Below are 24208 nucleotides of genomic sequence, written 5' to 3'. Positions count from 1 at the left end.
TCATCGCCCACCACCTCGTCCACACACACGGCGCCCGCAACCTCGTACTCGCCGCCCGCCGCCCCAACGGCGGCCCCAACGGCCCCCAACTCATCACCCAACTCCACAACCTCGGCGCCACCGCCCGCTGGGTCACCTGCGACACCACCGACCGCACCGCGCTCACAGCAGTCATCAACGACATCACCCAAAACGACCACCTCACCGGCATCATCCACACCGCCGGCACCCTCGACGACGCCACCCTCCAAACCCTCACCCCCCAACGACTCACCACCGTCCTACGCCCCAAAGTCGACGCCGCCTGGCACCTCCACGAACTCACCGCCCACCTCGACCTCTCCTTCTTCGTCCTCTTCTCCTCCGCCTCGGGCACATTCGGCGGGCCCGGTCAGGCCAACTACGCCGCCGGAAACGCCTTCCTCGACGCACTCGCCCAGCACCGCCACGCCCAGGGCCTGCCCGCCACCTCCCTCGCCTGGGGCCCCTGGGCCGAAGGCGGCATGGCAGGACGACTCGACGCGGCCGATGCGGAGCGGATGAGCCGAAGCGGGATCACGCCCTTCTCGCCCAAGGAGGGGCTGGCGCTCTTCGACGCCGCCCTGCGCTCCGACTCGGCGGCCCTCGTGCCGGTCAAGCTGGATCTGGAAGCGTTCCGTTCGGCGCCGGTCGTCCCATATCTGCTGCGCGGCCTGGTCCGCACGACGAACCGGCGGACCGCGCGAGCGGGTGCCGGGCAGTCCGCCGACTTCGCCCAGCGGCTGCTGGCCCTCGGTGAGCAGGACCGGATCCGGTTGGTGCTGGATGTCGTACGGGGCGAGGTCGCGACCGTACTCGGCCACGCCTCCGGCGACGCGGTTCCCTCCGACCGCGCCTTCACCGAGCTGGGCTTCGACTCCCTCACCGCCGTCGAACTCCGCAACCGCCTCGGCAAGGTCACCGGTCTGCGCCTGCCCGCCACCCTCGTCTTCGACTACCCCTCCGCCACCGTCCTCGCCGAGCACATCGCCACGGAGAGCACGGGCGGTGTACGGGAGCAGCAGGACACGGCCTCGGCTCCGGTCGCCGTCGACAGCGACGACCCGGTCGTCATCGTCGGCATGAGCTGCCGCTACCCCGGCGGCGTGACCGGCCCCGAGGACCTGTGGCAGCTGGTGGGTTCCGGCGGCGACGCCATCTCCCCGCTGCCGACGGACCGCGGCTGGGACGTCGGACGCCTCTTCGAGCAGGGTGACGACCGCACCGGTACGTCGTACGCGACGGAGGGCGGCTTCCTGCACACGGCGGCCGAGTTCGACCCGGTGTTCTTCGGGATCTCGCCGCGCGAGGCCCTCGCCATGGACCCCCAGCAGCGGCTGCTGCTCGAAGCCTCCTGGGAGGCCATCGAGCACGCGGGCATCGACCCGACCGCTCTGCGGGGCAGCCAGACCGGCGTGTACGCGGGTCTGATGTACCACGACTACGTCGCCCAGTTGGTCGAGGTCCCGGCGGGTGTGGAGGGTTTCCTCACCACCGGGTCCGCCGGCAGTGTCGTCTCGGGCCGGGTCTCGTACACCCTGGGCCTGGAGGGCCCGGCGGTCACCGTCGACACGGCCTGCTCGTCCTCGCTCGTCGCCCTGCACCTCGCGGCCCAGGCGCTGCGCTCGGGCGAGTGCTCGATGGCACTTGCCGGTGGCGCGACCGTGATGGCGACGCCCGGCAGCTTCATCGAGTTCAGCAAGCAGCGCGGCCTGGCTCCCAACGGCCGGGTGAAGGCCTTCGCGGACTCCGCCGACGGCACCGCCTGGTCCGAGGGTGTGGGCGTGCTGCTCCTGGAGCGGCTGTCCGACGCCCGCCGCAACGGCCACCGCGTCCTCGCGGTGGTCCGCGGTTCGGCCGTCAACCAGGACGGCGCCTCCAACGGTCTCACCGCCCCGAGCGGCCCCTCGCAGCAGCGCGTCATCCGCCGGGCGCTGGCCAGTGCGGGCCTGTCCGCCGGCCAGATCGACGTGGTCGAGGCACACGGAACGGGTACGAAGCTGGGCGACCCGATCGAGGCGCAGGCCCTGCTGGCCACGTACGGCCAGGAGCGGCCGGCCGACAAGCCGCTGCTTCTGGGGTCGGTCAAGTCGAACATCGGTCACACGCAGGCCGCTGCCGGTGTCGCGGGCATCATCAAGATGGTCATGGCCATGCGCCACGGCATACTCCCGCAGACGCTCAACGTCGACGAGCCGTCCACGCAGGTGGACTGGTCGGCGGGTGCGGTGGAACTCCTCACCGAGCCGGTCGCCTGGCCGGCCGGGGACGAGCCGCGCCGTGCCGGTGTGTCGTCGTTCGGCATCAGCGGTACGAACGCACACGTCATCGTGGAGGAGTCGCCCGACGGCTACGACCAAAGCGGCCTGCTGCCCCTGGCAGCGCCGACGGCGCCGACGGCGCCGGAAGACGCCGCCGGACGGACCGCGTTCCTGTTCTCCGGCCAGGGCGCGCAGCGCGTCGGCATGGGCCGTGAGCTGTACGAGGCGTTCCCGGTGTTCGCCGAGGCGTTCGACGCGGTGTGCGCAGAGCTCGACAAGCACCTGGACCGCCCGGTGAAGGAGGTCGTCTTCGGTGACTCCGCGCTGCTGGACCAGACCGTGTACACCCAGGCGGGCCTGTTCGCCATCGAGGTGGCGCTGTTCCGGCTGGTCGAGCACTGGGGCATCACCCCCGACTACCTCCTCGGCCACTCCATCGGCGAACTGACCGCCGCACACGTCGCGGGCGTCTGGTCCCTGGAGGACGCGGCCACCCTCGTCGCCGCCCGGGGCCGCCTCATGCAGGCCCTCCCCACCGGCGGTGCCATGGTCGCGATCAAGGCGGCCGAGGCGGACGTCCTGCCGCTGCTGACCGAGGGGGTCTCGATCGCGGCCGTCAACAGCCCGTCGTCGGTCGTCGTCTCGGGCGCCGAGGACGCGGTTCTGGCGGTCGCCGCCCGGTTCGACCGGTCGGCGCGACTGCGGGTCAGCCATGCCTTCCACTCGCCGCGCATGGAACCCATGCTCGCCGAGTTCAAGACCATCGCGGAGAACCTGACCTTCCACGCCCCGCGAATCCCCATCGTCTCCAACCTCAGCGGTGAACTGGCCAGTGATGAGCTGCTGACGGCCGGCTACTGGGTGGACCACGTCCGCCAGGCCGTCCGCTTCCTCGACGGCATGCACGCACTCCGCGAGCTGGGCACCGAGCAGTTCGTGGAACTCGGCCCGGACAGTGTGCTCACCGCTCTTGGCCGGGCATGCCTCGGCGAGAGCACGGCGCTGACGGTGTCGGTACTCCGCAAGAACGGCCCTGCCCTGGAACAGCTGACCACCGCCGTGGCGGCGCTGCGCAAGCGCGCGGTCGGCTCCGGGACGGACCTCGCGATCCGGGAGCTGAACGAGGCGGCTGCCTCGGCGCTGCCGGTGGTGCCGTGGGTGCTGTCGGCGAGGTCGGAGGAGGCGTTGGCAGGTCAGGCGGAGCGGTTGCTCGGTCTGGTGGGCGGCGCTGCTCCGGTGCTGGATGTGGGTTACTCGCTGGCCGTGACGCGTACGGCGTTCGAGCACCGTGCGGTGGTGGTCGGCGAGGACCGTGAGGCACTGCTGCGGGCGGTGGCTGCCGGAACGACGGCCGCGGGCGTGGTGAAGGGCCAGACGGTCACCGGTCGTTCGGCGTTCCTGTTCTCGGGTCAGGGTTCGCAGCGGGCCGGGATGGGGCGTGAGCTGTACGAGGCGTACCCGGTGTTCGCGGACGCGTTCGACGCGGTGTGCGCGGAGCTGGACCCGCACTTGGACGAGCCGGTCGGGGATGTGGTGTTCGGTGGGTCGGAGTTGATCGACCAGACCGTGTACACGCAGGCCGGGTTGTTCGCTGTTGAGGTGGCGCTGTTCCGGCTGCTGGAGCACTGGGGCGTCACCCCGGACTACCTCCTCGGGCACTCGATCGGTGAGCTGGCCGCCGCCCACGTGGCGGGTGTGTGGTCGTTGGAGGACGCGGCGGCGCTGGTCGCCGCCCGTGGCCGCCTCATGCAGGCACTGCCCACGGGCGGGGCCATGGTCGCCGTCCAGGCCACCGAGGCGGATGTCCTGCCGTTGCTGGTCGACGGGGTGTCGATCGCCGCGTTGAACGGCCCGGACTCCGTCGTCATCTCCGGCGACGAGGACGCCGTACTGGCCATCGCGTCCGGCTTCGCGAAGACGAAGCGGCTGCGGGTCAGTCACGCGTTCCACTCGCCGCGCATGGAGCCCATGCTCGCCGAGTTCAGGGCGGTCGCGGAGGGCCTGACGTTCCACGCACCGAAGCTCCCGATCGTTTCCAATCTCACTGGGGAGCTGGCCGGTGAGGAGCTGCTGAGCGCCGATTACTGGGTGGACCATGTCCGCCAGGCCGTCCGCTTCCTTGACGGAATGCGTCACCTCGAAACCCAGGGCGTCACGACGTACCTGGAGCTCGGGCCCGGCGGTGTCCTCTCTGCGATGGGCCAGTCCTGCGTCACCGACGACCAGGCAGGTTTCGTACCGGCCCTGCGCAAGGACCGCACCGAGACCGAAGCGCTCGTCGCAGCCGTGGCCGAACTCCACGTCCGAGGCAAGGCCGTCGACTGGTCGGCGTACTACGCCAACACCGGCGCCCGGCGCACCGATCTGCCCACCTACGCCTTCCAGCACGAGCGGTACTGGCCGGCACCGCCCAAGACGGCCCCCGAAACCGCCGCCGCCGATCCGGTCGACGCGGAGTTCTGGGACGCTGTCGAGCGGGCGGATCTGTCCGGGCTGGCCGGTGATCTGGAACTGTCGGCCGATGCTCCGCTGGGCGAGGTTCTGCCCGCGTTGTCGTCGTGGCGGCGCCGGCAGCAACAGCGTTCCGAGGTCGACGGATGGCGCTACCGCGTCACCTGGAAGCCCGTACAGCCGGTGCAGTCCCGGGCAGGCACGCTGTCGGGGCGGTGGCTGCTCGTCGCACCGCACACCGGTCCCGCGGACGTCGCGGACTGGTGCGAGTCCGGCCTGCGTGCGGCCGGTGCGGAAGTCGTCCGCATGGACGGCACCGACCTGCCCCCCACCCACGACGTGTCGGGTGTCGTCTCCCTCCTGGGCATCGACGGCAGCGCTCTCGACCAGGGGGTCTCCCCGGGCCTGTCCGCCACGCTGCGCCTGGTCCAGAGTCTGGCATCGGCCGGGGTGGAGGCGCCGTTGTGGTGCCTGACCTGCGGCGCCGTCTCGACCGGTCCCGCCGACCCGCTGCGCAGTCCCGCCCAGGCCCAGGTCTGGGGTCTGGGGCGGGTCGTGGCGCTGGAGCACCCGAAGAGCTGGGGCGGTCTGATCGATCTGCCCGAGACCCTGGACGCCCGCGCGTTCGACCGCACCGCCACCATCCTGGCCACCCGCATCGAGGGTGATGGCGATGGCGGGGACGAGGATCAGGTCGCTGTCCGGTCCTCGGGTGTCTTCGTGCGGCGTGTCGTGCGGGCCGCCGCGGGCCCGCACCGTGACTGGAAGGTGCGGGGCACGGTCCTGATCACCGGCGGCACCGGTGGTCTCGGTGCCCGGGTCGCCCGCTGGGCCGCCACCAACGGCGCCCAGCACCTCGTCCTCACCAGCCGCAGAGGACCCGACACCCCCGGCACCACCGAACTCGTCGCAGAAATACAGGAGCTGGGAGCCGGAGCAACCGTCGTCGCCTGCGACGCGACCGACCTGACAGCCCTCACCGCCCTCGCCCGATCCCTCGAAACCGACGGAACCCCGGTCCGTACCGTCATCCACGCCGCAGGCGTCGCCTCGGCCGGGTCGATCAGCGAGCTCGACACCGAGGCGCTGGCCGCACAGATGCATGCGAAGGTCACCGGCGCGGCCAATCTGGATGCCGTCTTCGCGGACACCGAAGCGGACACCGGACTGGACGCATTCGTCCTCTTCTCCTCCATCGCGGGAGTCTGGGGCAGCGGTGGACAGGCGGGATACGCCGCCGCCAACGCCTACCTCGACGCCCTGGCCCAGGAGCGCCGGACCCGTGGCCTGCCCGCCACCTCGATCGCCTGGGGCCCCTGGGCCGATGGCGGTATGGCGGACGACGAGATGGCTGCGGAGCTGAGCCGACGTGGTCTGCCGGCCATGGCTCCGGATGCGGCCGTGACGGCGATCGGCCAGGCGCTGGCGCTGGACGAGCCGTGCGTGACGGTCGCGGACGTGGACTGGGCGCGCTTCGTGCCGCCCTTCACCGCACAGCGACCGAGCCCGCTGCTCGGCGAACTGCCCGAGAACCGGCAGCTCGCCGAGACGGCCGTCGCCACGAAGTCGGCGGGTGCCGAATCGGCGCTGCGCGGTCGGCTGGCCGTCCTGACCGGTACCGAGCAGCTACGACTGCTGCTGGGAATCGTCCGGGCACAGGCCGCGGTGGTGCTGGGGCACAACGGTGCCGGTGCCATCGGCGAGACGGCGACCTTCCGGGAGCTGGGCTTCGACTCGCTCACGGCGGTGGAGTTCCGCAACGCGCTGGCGGGCGAGACGGGGCTCTCGCTGCCCGCGACCCTCGTCTTCGACTACCCGAGCCCGGCTGTCCTGGCCGAGCACGTACGTGACGAACTGCTGGGCTCCGAGGCACAGACCACGGGCGTCCCCGCAGTCGCAGGCGGGCCCGTCGACGGGGACGATCCCATCGCGATCGTCGGCATGAGCTGCCGTTACCCGGGTGGCGTGCGGTCGCCGGAGGATCTGTGGGAGCTGCTGGCGTCCGGGGCGGACGCGGTCTCCGGGTTCCCGGTGGACCGTGGCTGGGACCTGGAGCGGCTCTACGACCCGTCCCGTGAGCGGGAAGCGGCGTCGTACGTCGACCAGGGCGGTTTCCTGCACGACGCCGGGGAGTTCGACCCGGTCTTCTTCGGGATCTCGCCGCGCGAGGCCCTCGCGATGGACCCGCAGCAGCGGTTGCTGCTGGAGACCTCGTGGGAGGCGTTCGAGCGGGCAGGGATCGACCCCATGTCCGTGCGCGGCACCCGTACCGGTGTGTTCACCGGCACGAACGGCCAGGACTACACCGGTCTGCTGCTCGCGTCCCCGGACAGCGCCGAGGGACATGTCGGCACCGGCAATGCGGCGAGTGTGGTGTCGGGTCGTATCTCGTACACGTTCGGTCTGGAAGGGCCGGCCGTGACGGTGGACACGGCCTGTTCGGCCTCGCTGGTCGCCCTGCACCTGGCGGTGCAGGCGCTGCGCTCGGGTGAGTGCGAGATGGCGCTCGCGGGCGGTGTGACGGTCATGTCGACACCGGGCGCGTTCATCGAGTTCTCCCGGCAGGGCGGACTCGCCACGGACGGACGGGTCAAGGCGTTCGCGGAAGCAGCGGACGGCACGGGCTGGGGCGAGGGCGCGGGCATGCTCCTCGTCGAGCGGCTCTCCGACGCCCGCGCCAAGGGACACCCGGTCCTGGCCGTCGTCCGGGGCTCCGCGATCAACCAGGACGGCGCCTCCAACGGCCTCACCGCCCCCAACGGCCCCGCCCAGCAACGCGTCATCCGCCAGGCCCTGACCAACGCCGGCCTGACCGGCAGCGACGTCGACGTCGTCGAGGCCCACGGCACCGGCACCACCCTCGGCGACCCCATCGAAGCCCAGGCCCTCCTCGCCACCTACGGCCAGAACCGACCCGACAACCAGCCCCTGTGGCTCGGCTCCGTCAAGTCGAACATCGGCCACACCCAGGCCGCCGCCGGAGTCGCCGGCATCATCAAGATGATCATGTCGATGCGCCACGGCATCATGCCCCGCACCCTCCACATCGACCAGCCCTCCACCCACGTCGACTGGACCACCGGAGCCGTCGAACTCCTCACCCAGCCCCGCACCTGGAACCACCACCAACACCCCCGCCGCGCCGCCATCTCCTCCTTCGGCATCAGCGGCACCAACGCCCACGTCATCATCGAAGAACCACCGACCGACCACCCCACCCCGACAACCAACCGCACAGACACGCCGGCGCCAGTCGTTCCCTGGGTGCTGTCCGCGAAGACGCGGTCGGCAATGGCCGCTCAGGCACGGGAGTTGCACGCAAGGCTGCTGAGCCGACCGGACCTGGACACGCAGGACGTGGCCTACTCGCTGGCCACAAGTCGCAGCGCCCTCGAATACCGGACCGCCGTCGTCGGCAACGACCGGGCCGAACTGCTCGACGGCGTCAAGGCGCTGGCGGAGCAGGGCATGGAGGCGGATGCCATCGGCGGCCGGGCACACTCCGGCAGCCAGGTCGGCTTCCTGTTCTCGGGTCAGGGTTCGCAGCGGGCCGGGATGGGGCGTGAGCTGTATGAGGCGTACCCGGTGTTCGCCGACGCGTTCGACGCGGTGTGCGCGGAGCTCGACCGGCACCTGGACGAGCCGGTCAAGGACATCGTCTTCGACGGCTCGGAGCTGATCGACCAGACCATGTACACCCAGGCCGGGTTGTTCGCGATCGAGGTCGCGCTGTTCCGGCTGCTGGAGCACTGGGGGGTCACCCCGGACTACCTGCTCGGGCACTCCATTGGTGAGCTGGCCGCCGCGCACGTCGCGGGCGTCTGGTCCCTGGAGGACGCGGCGGCGCTCGTCGCCGCCCGGGGCCGCCTCATGCAGGCGCTCCCGGCCGGTGGAGCCATGGTCGCCGTCCAGGCAACGGAGGCGGATGTCCTGCCGCTCCTCACCGACGGTGTCTCGATCGCCGCGTTGAACGGCCCGGACTCCGTCGTCATCTCCGGCGACGAAGACTCCGTACTCGCCATCGCATCCGGCTTCGGAAAGACAAAGCGCCTCCGCGTCAGCCACGCCTTCCACTCGCCACGCATGGAACCCATGCTCGCCGAGTTCAGGACCATCGCGGAGAACCTGACCTTCCACGCACCACGGATCCCCATCGCCTCCAACCTCACCGGGGAACTCGCCGGTGAGGAACTGCTGAGCGCCGACTACTGGGTGGACCACGTCCGCCAAGCCGTCCGCTTCCTCGACGGCATCCGCCACCTCGAAACCCAGGGCGTCACCACCTACCTGGAACTCGGCCCCGGCGGCGTCCTCTCCGCCATGGGCCAGTCCTGCGTCACCGACGACGCCGCCGACTTCGTACCGGCCTTGCGGAAGAACCGCGCCGAGACCGAAGCGCTCGTCGCAGCCGTGGCCGAACTCCACGTCCGAGGCACCCGCATCGACTGGACGACTTACTACGCCAACACCGGCGCCCAGCGCGTCGACCTGCCCACCTACGCCTTCCAGCGGCAGCGCTTCTGGCCCAAGGCTCCGGTGGCGGGCGGGCACCCCGGTGGCGTCGGTGAGGCTCCGGTCGCGGACTCGGCCTTCTGGGAGGCCGTGGCGCGCGAGGACCTTTCGGCGCTGGTGGGCGGTCGGGAGCTGACGGCCGACAGTCCGCTCAGCGAGGTGCTCCCGGTGCTGTCGTCCTGGCACAGCCGACAGCAGCAGCGTTCGGTGGCCGACGGGTGGCGCTACCGCGTCACCTGGAAGCCCGTACAGCCCCAGGCAGGCACGCTGTCGGGCCGCTGGCTGCTGGCCCTGCCGGAGGCGCTGTCCGGCACCGCCGTCGTCGAGTGGTGCGAGCACGGGCTGAAGGCAGCGGGTGCCGAGGTCGTACGCGTCACCGGCACCACCGACCTGTCCGCGTACGCAGACGTGGCAGGGGTGCTGTCCCTGCTGGGGCTGGCGGAGGACGAGACCCTCGACGAGGGGGTAGCGCCCGGCTTGGCGGCCACGCTCGGACTTGTCCAGAAGTTGGGCGAGGCCGGGGTGGAGGCCCCGCTGTGGTGCCTGACGCAGGGTGCCGTCTCGACCGGGACCTCCGATCCGCTGCGCAACGCCGCCCAGACGCAGGTCTGGGGCCTGGGCCGGGTCGTGGCCCTGGAGCACCCGAAGCGCTGGGGCGGCCTGATCGACCTGCCCGAGAGCCTCGACGCCCGTACCTGGGAGCAGGCCGTGGCGGTGCTGTCGGGCACGCCGGGCACCTCGGGCGAGGATCAGGTCGCGCTGCGCTCCTCCGGCGTCTTCGCGAGCCGGCTGCTGGCGGCACCGGTTCCGGCCGGCGACCGCGAGTGGATCCCGAGCGGCACGGTACTGATCGGCGACGGCACCACGCCGCTCGCAGGGCACCTCGCGGGCTGGCTGGCAGGTACGGCGGTGGAGCGGGTCGTGCTGCTGACTCCGGTCGGCGGCATTCCCGACCCGGACGTCCTCGCGAAGCTGGGCGAGCGGGCCGTGGTGCGGGCCGTCGACGTGACCGACCGTACGCAACTGACCTCCCTTTCTTCCGAGTTGGCGGCCGACGGCGCTCCGGTCCGAGCCGTGGTCCACACCTCGGGTACGAGCCACTTCGCACCGGTCACCGACACGGACCCGGCGCAGCTGACCGAGGCGCTGCGGGCCCGCGTGGCAGGAGCGGCCGCTCTGGACGCCGTGTTCGCGGAGACCACGCTCGATGCGTTCATCCTCTTCTCCTCCATCGCCGGTGTCTGGGGCGGTGGCGGGCAGGGGGCCTTTGCGGCGGGTACTGCTTACCTGGACGGACTGGCCCAGCTCAGGCGGGCCCGGGGTCTGGCCGCCACGTCCGTGGCGTGGGGCCCGTGGGCCGGCGGCGACACGACCGCACTGTCCGAACCGACCGAACCGACCGCACCGACCGCACCGACCGCACCGACCGCACCGACCGACTCTGTCGCCTCCGGTGACTCCGGTGACTCCGGTGACTCCGGTGACTCCGGTGACTCCGGTGACGGGAACGGTGAGGAGCAGATGCGGCGGCGCGGGCTGCTGGCCCTGGAGCCGGCACAGGCGCTCACCGCGCTGGCGCGGGCGGTGGCCGAGGAGTCTCCGGTCCTGACCCTCGCCGATGTGGACTGGGGTTCCTTCGCCCGCGCGTTCACCGCGCTGCGCCCGAGCCCGCTGCTGGCGGACCTGCCGGATGTCGCCCGGATCGCGGCGGCCGCGGCCGAGAGCGAGGTGGAGAACACCGATGTCTCCGACGAGCTGCGGCAACGCCTCGCCGTCCTGCCGGAGCCGGAACAGGAAGCCGAGCTGGTCGAGCTCATCCGCCAGCAGGCGGCCTCGGTGCTCGGGTATGCCTCGGTGGGCGACATCGAGGCGGGCCGGGCCTTCCGCGAAATGGGCTTCGACTCGCTGATGGCCGTCGAGCTGCGCAATCGGCTCACCCGGGCCACGGGGCTCCGTCTGCCGGCGGGCTTCGTGTTCGACTACCCGAACGCGATCGCGGCCGCCCGTCTGCTGCGGCAGGACATCTTCCGCGACGGCGCGGCGAGCGGGGACTCCCTGCTCACCGAGTTGGACAAGCTGGAGGCCTCACTGGTCACCTCGGAGCCCGATGCCCTCACCCGTACGCGGGTGGCGGTGCGGCTCCAGGCGTTCCTCGCGAAGTGGCAGGGCGAGGAGACGAAGTCGTCGACGGCAGCGGCGGAGGGCGGCGTGCTGGGACAGCTGGAGTCGGCATCCGACGACGAGCTGCTCAACTTCATCAACCGGGAGATGGGGCGGTAGCCCCGTCCCACCGGGTCGTCCAACCAGGTCGTCCAACCGGGTACTGCGGTCGGGGCGGCGGACCACGAGTTTCGGCCAGAAGCTCGTGGTCCGCCGCCCCGACCGTTCTCGAACGGGTGTCCCACGTGGTGTTCCGCCCCGGCTCGACCCACCCTGTAGGCGTCGGCAGCAGCCTGTGTGCCTTAGGGGTTACGCGTCGGCTAGATGCTCAGGGGGGCGCAGTGGAGCGGGACTGCCGTGAAGCGTTGGACGGTCTTGCCCGGCAACTCGGCGAGTGCGCCGACGGCGCCGGTCAGCTCGCGCTGATCTCGGGGGGCCTGGCCAGCGGAAAGACCCGTCTGCTCCACGAGTTCTCACGGTATGCGAGGGAGTCGGGTGCGCTGCATCTGACGGCCACCGGCTCGCGCGCGGAGGACGATTTCCCGGTAGGGGGCGTGGATCAGCTGTTCCGCAACCCGGACATCCCGCCGGAGGTCGCCGAGTGCGCCGCCCGGCTGCTGCCGGAGGCGATGGGGGCCGACGGGGCGGCCGGTGCCGTCCATGAACTCACCGTACGGCTGCTGGAACTGGCCAGACACCGCCCGCTGGTCGTCAGCATCGACGACATCCAGTTCGCCGATGAGTTCACCCTGCGGCTGGTCCGGCATCTGCGGCAGCGGATCGCCTCGGCGCGGGTCATGATCGTGCTGACGGAGTGGAGCTGGGCCCACCCGGCGATGACGCGTTTCCACGCCGAGATCACCCAGCATCCGCATCTGCGGCTGCGGCTGGCACCGATGGACGAACCAGCCCTGCGGCAACTGATCGCAGAACAGACACAGACCACCGACCCTGCTGACGACCCCACCACAGCGCAGCCCTCGTCCGCGCCCAGGAGTGAGTGCGCGTACGGGTACGCGTACGACGCGTCCTCGTTACTGCGGCTGACGGGTGGCAATCCGCTGCTGGCGGGGGCGCTGCTGGAGGACCACCGGGCCTGGCAGCTGGCGCATCCCGGTGCGACGGCCGAGCACCTGGTGGTCGGTTCGTCGTACGCGCAAGGAGTACTGAACTGCCTCTACCGCTGGGACACGGGTCTGCTGACCGTGGCGCAGGGGCTGGCCGTCCTGGGCGCGGAGCAGTCCTCGGCCCCGCTGGTCGCGCAATTGGTGGCGCTGCCGGTGGACGTGGTCGAGCAGGTGCTGAACGTCCTGTCGGCCGCGGGGGTGCTGGACGGTGTGCGGTTCCACCCCGTGGCGGCGCAGGCCGTTCTGGGCACGCTCGCATCCGGGGAGCGGGCGCGGCTGCACGCCGCCGCCGCCGAACTGCTGCAGCTCCGGGGCACGGATCCGGTGACGGTCGCGGAACAGTTGATCGCCTCCGCAACCGCGACCACAGCTGCGACCACGGCCGCGGCCACGACCACGGCCACAACCGCGCACTGGCCTGCGTGGGCGGCCGATGTGCTGCGCCGCGCGGCGGCCGAGGCGGCCACGGGGGACGATGTCGAGCTGGTGACCCGCTGTCTGGAGCTGGCGCTGGAGGCGACCGCCGACCCGGCGGAACAGGAGGTGCTGCGGCGCGGACTGTCCCGGGCAGTGTGGCAGGTCGATCCGGCGGCGTCCGACCGCTGGCAGGCCGCCCCGCGCAGCGCACTCGCGCAGGGCGCACTCGCCGGGCGGGAAGCGCTGCCTCTGCTGAAGCAGGCCTTGTGGAAGGGCGACACCGGAACCGCCCGCACGGCCCGTGAGGCGTACGAGCAGCGCGCGGCCGGCCGGGACGGTGACCGGTACGCGGAAGCCGAACTCCACCTGACGTACCGCTGGTTCTACGGCCCCGGAACCGACGCAGACACAAGCACAAGCGCACTCACGGGCGCAGGCACGGGTGGGGACCCGCACCGGGAGGATCCGTGGATCCGGGCGGTGCACGCCGTCGCGGAAGGCGCGGCGGGGGCGAACGCGCGGGGCGCACTGCCCAGCGCGGAACACATCCTGGAGAGCTGCCGACCGGGCGATTCCCTGCTGGAGGTCGTGCTGGCCGCCCTGTTCACCCTGATCGGCGGCAACCAGCTCCAACAGGCCGGGGAGCAGACGGAGCGGCTGTACGCGGAGGCGCGACGGCGCGGCGTGCTCACCTGGCAGGCCGCCCTGGGCACCGTACGGGCCGAGATCGCGCTGGGCAGGGGTGAGCCGGCGGTGGCCGCCAACCGGGCGCGGGCCGCGCTCGACGTGCTGTCGCCCCAGGGCTGGGGTGTGATGCGGGGGTACCCGCTGAGCGTGCTGGTCTCCGCGCAGACGGCGATGGGCCGGCATGCCGAGGCCGAGGAACCGATTCGCCAGATGGCCCCGGAGGCCCTGCCGACCACGGTGTGGGGCCTGCGCTTCCTCTGCGCCCGCGGTCACCATCACCTGGCGACCGACCGGCTGCTCGCGGCCGTCCGGGACTTCCAGACCTGCGGCCGGCTGGCCCAGGAAGCTCATCTGGACCTTCCCTTCGTGCCGTGGCGCATCGGCCTGGCGGAAGCCCATCTACGGCTCGGACGTACGGTCGTGGCCCGGGACCTGGTCAAGCAGCAGCTGGACCGGGCGCAGTCGATCGGCCCGCGCACCCGGGGGATCGCGTTGCGGCTGCTCGCGGCGTGCGGCGAGCTGATGCAGCGGCCGGCTCTGCTGCGCAAGTCCGTCGAGGTGCTTCAGGCGGCGGGCGACCGGATGGAGCTGGCACGTTCGCTGGCGGATCTCTCCGTGGCCTGCCGCAATGTCGGCGAGCTGGACGAGGCCCGGGCGGCTTCCTGGCGCGCGGCCCAGGAGGCGAAGATCTGCCAGTCCGGGTTCAGGGCGGCGGCTGCGGCCGATGCCGTGACGCATGCGCCGCGCGGTGTGTCACGTACGTCGCACCCCGGGCACGGGGCCACAGCGCATGCGGCCACGTGGGGCGAACAGGCCCCGGGCGCCGGGAAGATCAGTGGTGCCGGTGGTGCCGGTGACGCCAGAGGCATTGGTGATGTCAGAAATGTCGGTGGTACCAGTGGTATCAGTGGTGTCGGTGATGCCGGTGATTCGGAGGCGTCGCTGCTCAGCGATGCGGAGAACCGGGTGGCCCTGCTGGCCGCCCGTGGCTTCAGCAACCGGGACATCAGCCAGCAGTTGTTCATCACGGTGAGCACGGTCGAGCAGCACCTGACACGCGTCTACCGGAAGTTGGGAGTCAGCAGCCGCCGGGCCCTGCCCACCCGCCTTCTGACACCTCCCCTGCAGGCACTGTGACCTGTGCCCCCGTGAGGGCTTCCTCAGAAACTCTCCCAGGAACTTTCTCAAGAACGCTCTCAAGAAATCTCTCAAGAACGCTCTCATGTCCGCTCGAACACCGATCGGGCATTACGCCCGAGGCCCGGATGACGGACTAGCGTCGCCATGACAGGCTCCTCGCCCGTGGAACGGAGATCACGATGCGATTCGGCGGCACCCTGCGGCTGTTCGTGTTCCCGCACGCGGGCGGCTCCCAGCTGATGTTCAACGAATGGGCCCGGCTCTTCCCGGCAAGCTGGCGGCTGCTGCCGCAGGACTATCCGGGGCACGGGCTGCTGGCCGGCGAACCGCCGATCGGTGACGCGGACACGCTCGTGGACTGGTTCCTGGAGCGGCTGTCCGCCGAACTCGACGACACGGACGTGCCCTTCGCCTGCTTCGGGCACAGCATGGGCTCCCTGATCGCGTTCGAGCTGACCCGCAGGCTCGTCGACGAGGGCCGCCGGCCACCGGTGTGGCTGGGCCTGTCGGGCTGCGGGGCGCCGCGTCCCGGCCGGCCGGCCGAGGAGCCCGGCGAGCTGACCGACGCGGAGCTGCGCCGCAAGTTGATCCGGCTCGGCGGCACCCCGCCACGCATCCTGGACAACCCGGAGCTGTGGAGCATCTTCGCCCCCGTCATCCGGGCGGACATCTCCCTCGTACGGAACTGGCGTCCGCCGCAGGACGTGACGCCGCTGCCCGTGCCGCTCACCGTGTTCCACGGCGAGCAGGACACCACCGCGCCCGCGGGACCGCTGGAGCAGTGGGCGGAGTCCACCGACCACTTCCTCGGTGTCCGGCGCTTCGAGGGCGGCCACTTCTACTTCCAGGACGATCCGGCGGCGCTGGCCGACGCGGTCACCGCCGACGTGCGGGCCGGACTGGAGGCCCTGGCAGGCACCCCGTGACCGAGTTCCGCATCCTGGGGCCGGTCGAGGTCCACGACGACCGGACCGGGCGGCGCGTCGTCCCGTCCGGCACCAAGCAGCGCACGCTGCTCGCCGCCCTCGTCGTCGAGGCGGGACGGACGCTGACGGTCGACCGGCTGGCCGACGAGCTGTGGGGCGACGAACCGCCGCAGCGGGCGGCCAACGCGGTACAGGCCCACGTGGCCCGGCTGCGCCGGATGCTCAGCGATTCCGGCGACGGGGACTGGATCAGCACCGAGCCCATGGGCTATCTACTGCGGCTGGGCAACGCCACCACGGACGCCCAGCGCTTCCAGCGGCTCTCCGCCGAGGGCCGGGCCGCGGCCTCCACCGACCCGGCGCACGCCGCCGAACTGCTGGAGCGTGCGCTGGCGGTATGGCGCGGACCGGCACTGCAGGACTGTCTGCGCGGGCCGCTCTGCGCGGCCGAGGCCGAGCGGTTCGAGGAACACCGGCTGGCGACCCTGGAGAAGCTGTACGAGACACGGCTGCACGAGACACAGCTGCGCGAGACACGGCTGCTGCGCTCGGCGCCGCTCGATGACGTCACGGGAGAGCTGGAACGGCTGACGTACGAGCATCCGCTGCGGGAGCGGTTCTACGACCTGTCGATGGTTGCGCTGTGCTTGGCGGGCCGGCCCGCCGAGGCGCTCGGGGTGTACGAACGGGCCCGCAAGGTCCTGCTCCACACGCTCGGCGTGGAGCCGGGCCCGGCCCTGCGTGCCCGGATGGAAGCGACGATCCGGCACTCGCCGTTCGCGGACCTCGGGACGACACCGCCGCCGCACGGCCCGGCACACGGCGCGTCGGGCGGTACACCCAGCAGCGCCCCCGGCGGCATTTCGGATGTGGCGGCCCTGCTCGATCTCGGCGGTACGGTCGCCCGGCTGCGGGAGCGCGTCGACGAGCTCTCCCGTGAGCAGGGCACCCTGCTGCGCAGGATCGACGAACTCGCGGCCGCCGCGAGCGGCGGCGCGCAGAGCCTGGAGTACGGCGGAACCGCCCGACGGACGCGGACGGCCCGGAACTCCCTCGCCGGGCAGGAGTCCGGGCCCGTGATCACGAGGCCCATGCCCCCGGCGGCGTGAACGGGGCGGGCCCGCGGTGACGAAGCGCCCGGACCGGCGCGACGGAGGAGGTCCGTTCCTGCTCCCGTGCCTCGTTCTCCCGTGCCTCGTTCGCCAGCCGGATCCGGGCCGTGAGCAGCACGGCGAGGGCGGCGACCTCCTCGGCCGTCGGGTTCCCCTTGGAGACCCGCACGGACGCGGAGGTGAGCGCGACGACAGGGTTCCCGTTCCCGGTGATGGCCGGCGTCCTGCTCCCGACGGCGGTCACAGCGGCAGGTTTCCGTGCTTGCGGCTGGGCTGCTCGGCGTACTTCGTACGGAGCATGTCCAGGGTGGAGATCAGCCGGGCGCGGGTGTCGGCCGGGTCGATGACGTCGTCGACGAGGCCGCGTTCGGCCGCGTAGTACGGGTGCATCAGCTCGGTCTGGTACTCCTTGATCTTCTGCCGGCGGGTCTCCTCCGGATTGTCGGAGGCGTTGATCTCCCGGCGGAAGATGACGTTCGCGGCGCCTTCGGCGCCCATGACGGCGATCTCGTTCGAGGGCCAGGCCAGGGCGATGTCGGCACCGATGGAGCGGGAGTCCATGACGATGTACGCGCCGCCGTAGGCCTTGCGCACCACCAGCGAGATGCGCGGCACCGTCGCGTTGCAGTACGCGTACAGGAGCTTGGCGCCGTGCCGGATGATGCCGTTGTGCTCCTGGTCGACGCCGGGCAGGAAGCCCGGGACGTCGATCAGGGTGACCAGCGGGATGCTGAACGAGTCGCAGAACTGCACGAATCGCGCGGCCTTCTCGGAGGCGTGGATGTCCAGGACGCCCGCGAGGCAGGCCGGCTGGTTGGCCACGATGCCGACCACCTGGCCGCCGAGTCGGGCCAGGGCGCACACGATGTTCTGCGCCCACTGGCTGTGCACCTCGAAGTAGTCGCCGTGGTCGGCGATCTCCTCGATCAGGTCGCGCATGTCGTACGAGCGGTTCGGCTGCGCCGGTACCAGGTCCAGCAGGCTCTCGTTGCGGCGGTCGACCGGGTCGTCGAGGTCGCCGGCGGGGGCGAGTTCGCGGTTGTTCTGCGGCAGGAGCGAGAGCAGGTGCCGTACGTCCTCCAGGCAGCTCTCCTCGTCGTCGTAGGCGAAGGCCGCGACGCCCGAGGACTCGGCGTGGCTGTCGGCGCCGCCGAGATGCTCCATGCTGACGGCCTCGCCGGTGACCGCCTGGACGACGTCCGGGCCGGTGATGAACATCTGCGAGGTGCCGCGCACCATGAAGACGAAGTCCGTGAGCGCCGGGGAGTACGCGGCGCCGCCTGCGCAGGGGCCGAGGATCACGGAGATCTGCGGTATGACACCGGAGTTGCGGACGTTGCGCTGGAAGATCCCGCCGTATCCGGCGAGCGCGGTCACGCCCTCCTGGATGCGGGCGCCCGCGCCGTCGCAGAGGCCCACGACGGGGGCGCCGGCGGCCTCGGCGAGGTCCATCAGTTTGTGGATCTTCTCGGCGTGGGCCTCGCCCAGCGCGCCGCCGAAGATGCGGAAGTCGTGGGCGTAGGTGAAGACGGTGCGGCCGTGGACCTTGCCCCAGCCGATGACGACGCCGTCGGTGTGGGGCTTCTTGTCCTCCAGGCCGAAGCCGGTGGCGCGGTGTCTGCGCAACCCTTCGACCTCGTTGAACGTGCCCTCGTCGAAGAAGAGGGCGATGCGTTCCCGGGCGGTCAGTTTGCCCTTGGCGTGCTGTGCGGCGGTGGCCCGCTCTCCGGGTCCGGATTCGGCGAGCGCCTGTATGGCGTGGAGTTCGGCCGTGCGCTCGCGCATGGTCGCGACACGGTTCTCGTCGCGGCCCGCGGCGGCCGGGCGCATGCTCCCGGGTTCCGGGGCCGGCGCGGTCTTCAGCGGTTTTTCCTCGACGATGCTCATGGAGGCCCTTTCGACACAGAGGCACCGGGTTCCGGCCGGTGTCGCGTCGTCCAGCATCGGCGCAGGCGCTACAGCCGGACTCGAATAACGCACGGGAACGCCTACGGCTCCGGTACAGAATTTTCCGCCCCGCCCTCCGCTCCGATCAGTCCCGAGACCATCGACATGAAGCCCTCGTCGAGCATGGTGGCGGCGGCGGTGTCCCGGGAGGTGTCCAGGCCGGTGTCGTGGCAGGCGATGCTGACGAGGTAGCGGCCGAGCACCGGGTAGGTGCCGAACGCCCACTCGCCATGGGCGGCTGGGGTGCCGTCGGGGGCCAGCAGGCCGGTGTCACCGGAGGATCCGGCGACACCGGAGGATCCCATGGCGCCGGAGGATCCCATGGCGCCGGAGGATCCCGTGGAGCCGGAGGATCCCGTGGAGCCAGAACCTCCGGTGGCAAAGCCGAACGAGGAGAAGTCGAGCCGCAGGCCCTGGCCGAGCGCCTTGGTGTAGGCCTCCTTCAGGGTCCACAGCCGCAGCATCCCCGCGGTCTGTTCCGCCTCCGGGAGAGCGGCGAGCGTGTCCCGCTCCGCCGGGGTACAGACCTGGTCCTGGAGCAGTTCGAACGACAGCCTGCGGTCCACGGGTTCGGTGTCGATCCCGATGCGTCCGGTGCGGCTGATGCCGACGGCGATGAGGTCGTCGGTGTGGGTGAGGCTCAGGTCGATCTGGTCGAAGCCCCGCAGGTAGGGCCGGCCGCCGACCTTGTACGCCAGGTCGAGCTGGGCGGGCGAGGTGCCGAGCGCGGCGGCGGCCGTGTACTTGACGGCCAGCCGGGATGCCACGAAGCGGTACCGCAGGACGGGGTCGGCGGTCTGCCGGTAGCGCGGCCAGTCCCGCCCCAGCAGCGGGCGCAGCACCGGGTCGGCGAGGGCGGCGGGCAGCCATTCGCCCCAGGTGGTGAACACGGATGCGTTGCCGCGCCGGGCCAGCCCCTCCCGGACCTCGTGCCAGGGCCCCGCGGGGCCGGTGGCGTGCACGGGTGGCGTGATGCGACGGGCGGCTTCCGCCTCCGGGCATACGGCTTCCGCCTCCATGGGCGGCCTCCTCGGGCCGGTCACAGGGCCAGTTCGGTGGAGTCGAGGTCGTAGCTGAGGCCGGTGCGGTAGCGGCGTACGAGTTCGTCGAGCACCTGGGTGCGGCAGTCGTCGGGCAGCTCCGGCATCGGGATGCCGAGGCGCCCGCCGATCCGGGTGAGGGCGAGTACGGCCCAGGCGGGCGCAGCGAGGAAGGGGTCGCTGCCGTCCTGGCCTTCCCAGGTGGCGAGGATCGCGGCGGCCGCGAGGACGAGGGAGTAGCGGTCGCTGAGCACGCACCAGGCGGGGTCGGCGAGGGCGGCGGCGCCCGGCGGGATGGCCCGGCAGCGCTCGCGCAGGGCCCGCAGTTCGTCGGTGAACGCCTCGGCGAGATCGGCGAGTACGGCGAGCTGGCCGCCCAGGCTCCGTACGTCGGCCAGGCGGGTGGCGGCGCCGTTGAGGGAGGCGGCGAGGAAGTCGCCGCCTCCGGCGATGCCGAGGAGCCGGTAGTCGAGCAGGGGCAGCGAGGTACCGGAGCGGTACAGCTCGGGCGGCGGTTCCTCGTCCCGGAACCAGGCGTGTTCGGCGAGGTTGCGCAGCTGGGGCACGATCACGGCCTGGCAGGCCGCAGTTCCGGCGTGGCCGAGACCGGCCACGGGCAGATCGCGGGAGAGCTTGTCCAGCGCACCGTACTCGGGGGTGCCGTGCTCGTAGCCGTGGAAACCTAGGACGCTCGCGAGCTCCTCCAGGCTCTCCCGCAGCAGGTCGGGTACGACGTATTTGACGGCTGCGGCGAGGATGTGGGTGCGGTCGGGCAGCAGGCTCAGGGCGCGCAGCGCGATGGTGGCCATGCTGTCGCAGGCGAGCAGATCGGCGAAGACCCCGGCGAGGGGCTTGTGCCGGCGGCGGGCGATGGGGCGGCTGCGGCCGGCGGTGGCGGCGCGGACAGCGGAGTGCAGGACCGTACCGGCGGCGGCGACGGCCGTTCCGGCGATGACGCAGCGGTTGACCTGGTACGTGCGCAGCGCCAGGGCCACGCCTTCGCCCGGCCGGCCGACGAGGGCGTCGGCCGGGACGTCGCAGTCGGTGAACGACACCCCGGAGAACAGGTTTCCCCGCATGCCCGCCGTACGTATCCGGGGCAGCGCGCTGATCCCGGCGCCGAGGCCGTCGGGGTCGAGGAGCAGCACGGAGTGGCTGAGGGGGGTGCGGGCCGGGTCGGTCCGGGCGTAGACGACGTAGGCCCCGGAGACGGCCGCGTTGATGATGACGTCCTTGCGGCCGGCCAGTGTGAAGCCGCCGCCGGGTCGCGGCCGGGCGGTGAACTCGTCGCGCAGGATGGCGTTGGAGTGGGCCAGTTCGTGGTGGACGATCGAGGCACGGCCGCCCGTGAGCAGCAACTCGGCCGTCGCGCGCCGCTGGCCGGGGGTACCGGCCGCCCATACGGCGGAGGTGGCGAACAGCGAGGTGATACCGGCTCCGAAGCCGAGCGCGAGGTCGCGGCGGAAGACCGGGCGCAGCACCTTGACGAGCAGGTCGGCGCGGGTGAGCCGGCCGCCGAACTCGGCGGGTACGAACTCGGCGCCCAGCCCCGCTTCGACGAGGAGCCGTTCGGTGGCGGCGGGCGGTTCGTGGCGCTCGTCGGCGGCGAAGAGGGCGCCGAGGCCGTGCGGGTTGGCGGGGTCGTAGGGGTCGCCGAGGAGAGCTTCGAGCCGGGCGGCCCGGCGCAGGACGCCGGTCTCCTCGGCGGCACGCCCGGCGGTCCGTTCCGCGTGGATCTGGGTGGTGGCCATGGTGGCGTGGAACAGCTCCTTCGTCACGGGACAGTCCTGGGGAGGGGGCTGAACATGTCCGCGAAGCGGCCGGGCGGCACTTCGCCGGCACGCCCGGTCGCCGCGGGGGCGGGCCCGCCCCTGTGCGCGGAAGCTGCGCGGGAGTGCGCGGCGGTGCACGGCGGTGCGTGGCAGTGCTCGGCGGTGCACGGCGGTGCGTGGCAGTGCGTGGGCGTTGCGCGGCAGTACGCGGCAGCCGCGCGCGGGAGTACGGGTATGTATGGAAGTACGGGAGTATCAGCGTCGCCAGAGTCGCTCGACATCCGCTTGAGGCGGCCTACAGCCGGGCCGAGGACGGGCCGGGGACGGGCCGGGGACGGGCCGGGGACGCTGGTGGGAAGCCGCACCTCGGGCCCGGCTTCCGGTCGGCCTGGCTTCCGGTCGCCCCGGCTTCCGGTCGGCCTGGCTTCCGGTCGCCCCGGCTTCCGGTCAGCCCGGTTCCCGGCCGAGTGCGCGCATCCGGCCGGCGACGCCGAGTACGGCGCGCAGTTCACGGCCCGGACGGGTGTCCGCGGGGTCGGGCCCGCAGGGGTACGGACGGGGGAAACCCGCCCGGACCAGGGTCCTTACCGCGTCGGCGGTGTGGGACATCCGGCGGGCCTCACTCAGCAGATATCCGGGCGACAACGGCTGCCGGCCCGGTGCGGAGCCGGGTCCCATGCTCCGGCCGGTCGTCGCGCACACCAGCGGAATCCGGGGCGGTGCGACGGCGCTGTCCGCCGCGGCCCGTGCGAAGGCCGCCTCGGAGTCGAGGGTGGCGGCGAAGTCCCCGGCGAGCACGGCCGGGTGCACGGGGGCGAGCCTGCCGCGCGCGGTCACGAGCCGGGCCGCGTCGGCCAGGTTCAGCGCGTCCGCCACATGGGCCGCGGCGATCTCTCCGGCACCGTGGCCGGACACCGCTCCGACCCGGAGCCCCCACGACTGCCAGAGCCGGAAGACCGCCACATGGAAGGCGAACAGGGCCGGCTGCCCGAATTCGGACCGGCGGATCAGAGCCGCGTCGACTCCGCCCTCGGGTGCGAACACCACGGCGGCCAGGGGCAGCCGCAGCCAGTGGTCGAGAGCGCCGCGCACGGTGTCGTACGCGGCGCGGAAGGCGGGAAAGGCGCCGTACAGCTCGCGGCCGAGGCCGGGCCGGATTCCGGCGCCGCCGGTGAAGAGCACGGTCACGGCGGCCGGGCCGGTCGGCGGCCGGCACCGGCGGGCGAGCAGCGCCGGGGTCTCATCGGTCACGGGGAGCCGCCTCCACCGTCTCGTACAGACCGGGCTCGGGGGTGGCCAGCGGGCCGAGGTCCTTGACCAGGGCCTGGAACTCCTCGCTGCGCACGGCCCGCTGGTGGGCGGCGGGGTCCTCCCAGACGGCGAGTTCGAGGAAGACCCGCTCGTCGCCGAGGCTGCGCAGGCCCTCGTGGCCGAGGTATCCGGGCTGGCTGCTCATGTAGGCGGTCAGCCGGTCCTTGACGGCCAGGAACTCGTCGATGTCGCCGTGGACGGTCAGCTTGTTGACGAAGGTCACCATGTGAGGCTCCTCGGGTCGGCCACGGCAGCGATGCCGTTTACGGGTACGGGGCGGGACCGCCCTGCGGATGCCACGCTCGGCGAGAAGGCTCAAGGAACCCCGGAAGAGCGCTCGACTCCCGCTTGAGGAAGCACTGTGATCCGGCGGAGGGCGAAGGCCCCTTCCGGCGGGGTCCGGAGGGCGGGTCGTGACGGTTCCTCCGCATTTCCGGGGCGTGGTGCGGACGGTTCCTCCGCATTTCCGGGGTTCGGTGCGAACGGCGCCTCCGGACTTTCCGGCGCATGACGTGGCGGCCTCGCATTACGCCGCCCGGCTTCCCTGGATTCCGACCGGACGGATAACCGACAGAACTCCTGCTTATTCCGTACCCCCCACGGAACCGGGGGTATTCGGTCCGGTGAAGTGGTCCGGATTTCCGGATCCCCCATTCCTTTGATTCCTTGCGGATGGACGAAATCCGGCCGCTGTCCCGGCGGAAATCCGCACCCGGCCGGCGTCCGCCCGGGACGGGTGGACCGGGGCGTGACGCGTGCGCCGGAAGCGCGGCGGTCCGGCCCGGGGCACGCCCCCACGCCCCCTATCCCGGGCGCGCCGGGGCCTGCCGGCATAGGGGGTGCGGGTACCGCGAACCCCAGAGTGCGGCCGTCGTCATGGATCTGGCGGGCGTTCCGAAATAACTTGAGGCTTACTCGATCGGTTGCAGAGAACCGACGCTCAGGAAAGTGTCTCCGGGGGACCCCGGCACTGGAGGTGTCCGTGCTTGTTCGACCGATGCCCGGGGTGAGTGTCGCCTCGGTGGACGCCGCCGGTCGCCTGGAACTCCTGGCGGAATCAGCGGTGGGAACAATGCGCTACTGGTGCGGTCCGGTGGGCGCCGCGATGTGGATCGCGCTCCGCCAGCACGAGGGCGACGCGGGCGCCGCCGCACGCCTGCTCGCCGAATTGTGGAATACCGCGCCCGAGAATGCGCGCGCCGATCTCGACATATGGGTCGAGGAAATGCGCGACGCGGGTCTCATGTGCGCCGAGCCCTGCCCCTGACCCGACCCCTACCCGCCCTCAGCGGTGGCTCGACCACCCCTGTAGGCGCAGACTTCACCC

General features: G+C 71.9%; 11 protein-coding genes. 5 read left to right on the top strand and 6 right to left on the bottom strand.

Features of this window, described 5'->3' with window-relative positions; all coding sequences use genetic code 11:
• The 4 genes from ACFYY1_RS40765 to ACFYY1_RS40750 all read left to right on the top strand — a co-directional run.
• Positions 1-11522: type I polyketide synthase (locus tag ACFYY1_RS40765; RefSeq protein ID WP_388594947.1), on the top strand; the 11522-nt coding region annotated here is incomplete at its 5' end.
• A gap of 245 nt (positions 11523-11767) precedes the next feature.
• Positions 11768-14770 (top strand): AAA family ATPase, encoded by a 3003-nt coding sequence (locus tag ACFYY1_RS40760; RefSeq protein ID WP_388594945.1) that lies wholly within the window; start codon positions 11768-11770, stop codon positions 14768-14770.
• 182 nt (positions 14771-14952) lie between these two features.
• Entirely contained in the window at positions 14953-15699 is a 747-nt protein-coding gene (locus tag ACFYY1_RS40755) for a thioesterase II family protein (RefSeq protein WP_388594943.1), read from the top strand.
• The gene (locus ACFYY1_RS40750) at positions 15696-16808 is read left to right on the top strand and encodes a BTAD domain-containing putative transcriptional regulator (protein WP_388594941.1); all 1113 of its coding nucleotides are present in this window, start codon (positions 15696-15698) and stop codon (positions 16806-16808) included. Before ACFYY1_RS40755 ends, ACFYY1_RS40750 begins: the two co-directional genes overlap by 4 nt.
• On the opposite strand, the gene ACFYY1_RS40745 is transcribed toward ACFYY1_RS40750, so the two are convergent.
• The 6 genes from ACFYY1_RS40745 to ACFYY1_RS40720 form a co-directional block, all read right to left on the bottom strand.
• Positions 16780-17055: an acyl-CoA carboxylase subunit epsilon gene (locus ACFYY1_RS40745; protein ID WP_388594939.1), complete on the bottom strand. Its 276-nt coding sequence runs from the start codon at positions 17053-17055 to the stop codon at positions 16780-16782. The genes ACFYY1_RS40750 and ACFYY1_RS40745 overlap by 29 nt on opposite strands.
• Positions 17052-18641, bottom strand: coding sequence for an acyl-CoA carboxylase subunit beta (locus tag ACFYY1_RS40740; RefSeq protein WP_328512731.1), 1590 nt, complete (start codon positions 18639-18641; stop codon positions 17052-17054). Before ACFYY1_RS40740 ends, ACFYY1_RS40745 begins: the two co-directional genes overlap by 4 nt.
• 158 nt (positions 18642-18799) lie before the next feature.
• Positions 18800-19777, bottom strand: coding sequence for a 4'-phosphopantetheinyl transferase family protein (locus tag ACFYY1_RS40735; RefSeq protein ID WP_388594938.1), 978 nt, complete (start codon positions 19775-19777; stop codon positions 18800-18802).
• A gap of 20 nt (positions 19778-19797) precedes the next feature.
• Positions 19798-21576: an acyl-CoA dehydrogenase family protein gene (locus tag ACFYY1_RS40730; RefSeq protein WP_388594936.1), complete on the bottom strand. Its 1779-nt coding sequence runs from the start codon at positions 21574-21576 to the stop codon at positions 19798-19800.
• A 441-nt stretch (positions 21577-22017) separates the two neighbouring features.
• Entirely contained in the window at positions 22018-22821 is an 804-nt protein-coding gene (locus tag ACFYY1_RS40725) for an acyltransferase domain-containing protein (RefSeq protein ID WP_388594935.1), read from the bottom strand.
• Positions 22811-23107 (bottom strand): antibiotic biosynthesis monooxygenase, encoded by a 297-nt coding sequence (locus tag ACFYY1_RS40720; RefSeq protein ID WP_266738007.1) that lies wholly within the window; start codon positions 23105-23107, stop codon positions 22811-22813. The genes ACFYY1_RS40725 and ACFYY1_RS40720 overlap by 11 nt, the downstream gene beginning before the upstream one ends.
• A gap of 756 nt (positions 23108-23863) precedes the next feature.
• On the opposite strand from ACFYY1_RS40720, the gene ACFYY1_RS40715 reads away from it, so the two are divergent.
• Entirely contained in the window at positions 23864-24148 is a 285-nt protein-coding gene (locus tag ACFYY1_RS40715) for a PqqD family protein (protein WP_358949435.1), read from the top strand.
• The last annotated feature ends 60 nt before the right edge of the window (positions 24149-24208 follow it).

Source organism: Streptomyces sp. NPDC001890 (assembly GCF_042891445.1).
Lineage (GTDB): Bacteria > Actinomycetota > Actinomycetes > Streptomycetales > Streptomycetaceae > Streptomyces.
Note: the sequence above shows the minus strand (reverse complement) of the source record. Positions and strands in the feature narration are given on the sequence as shown.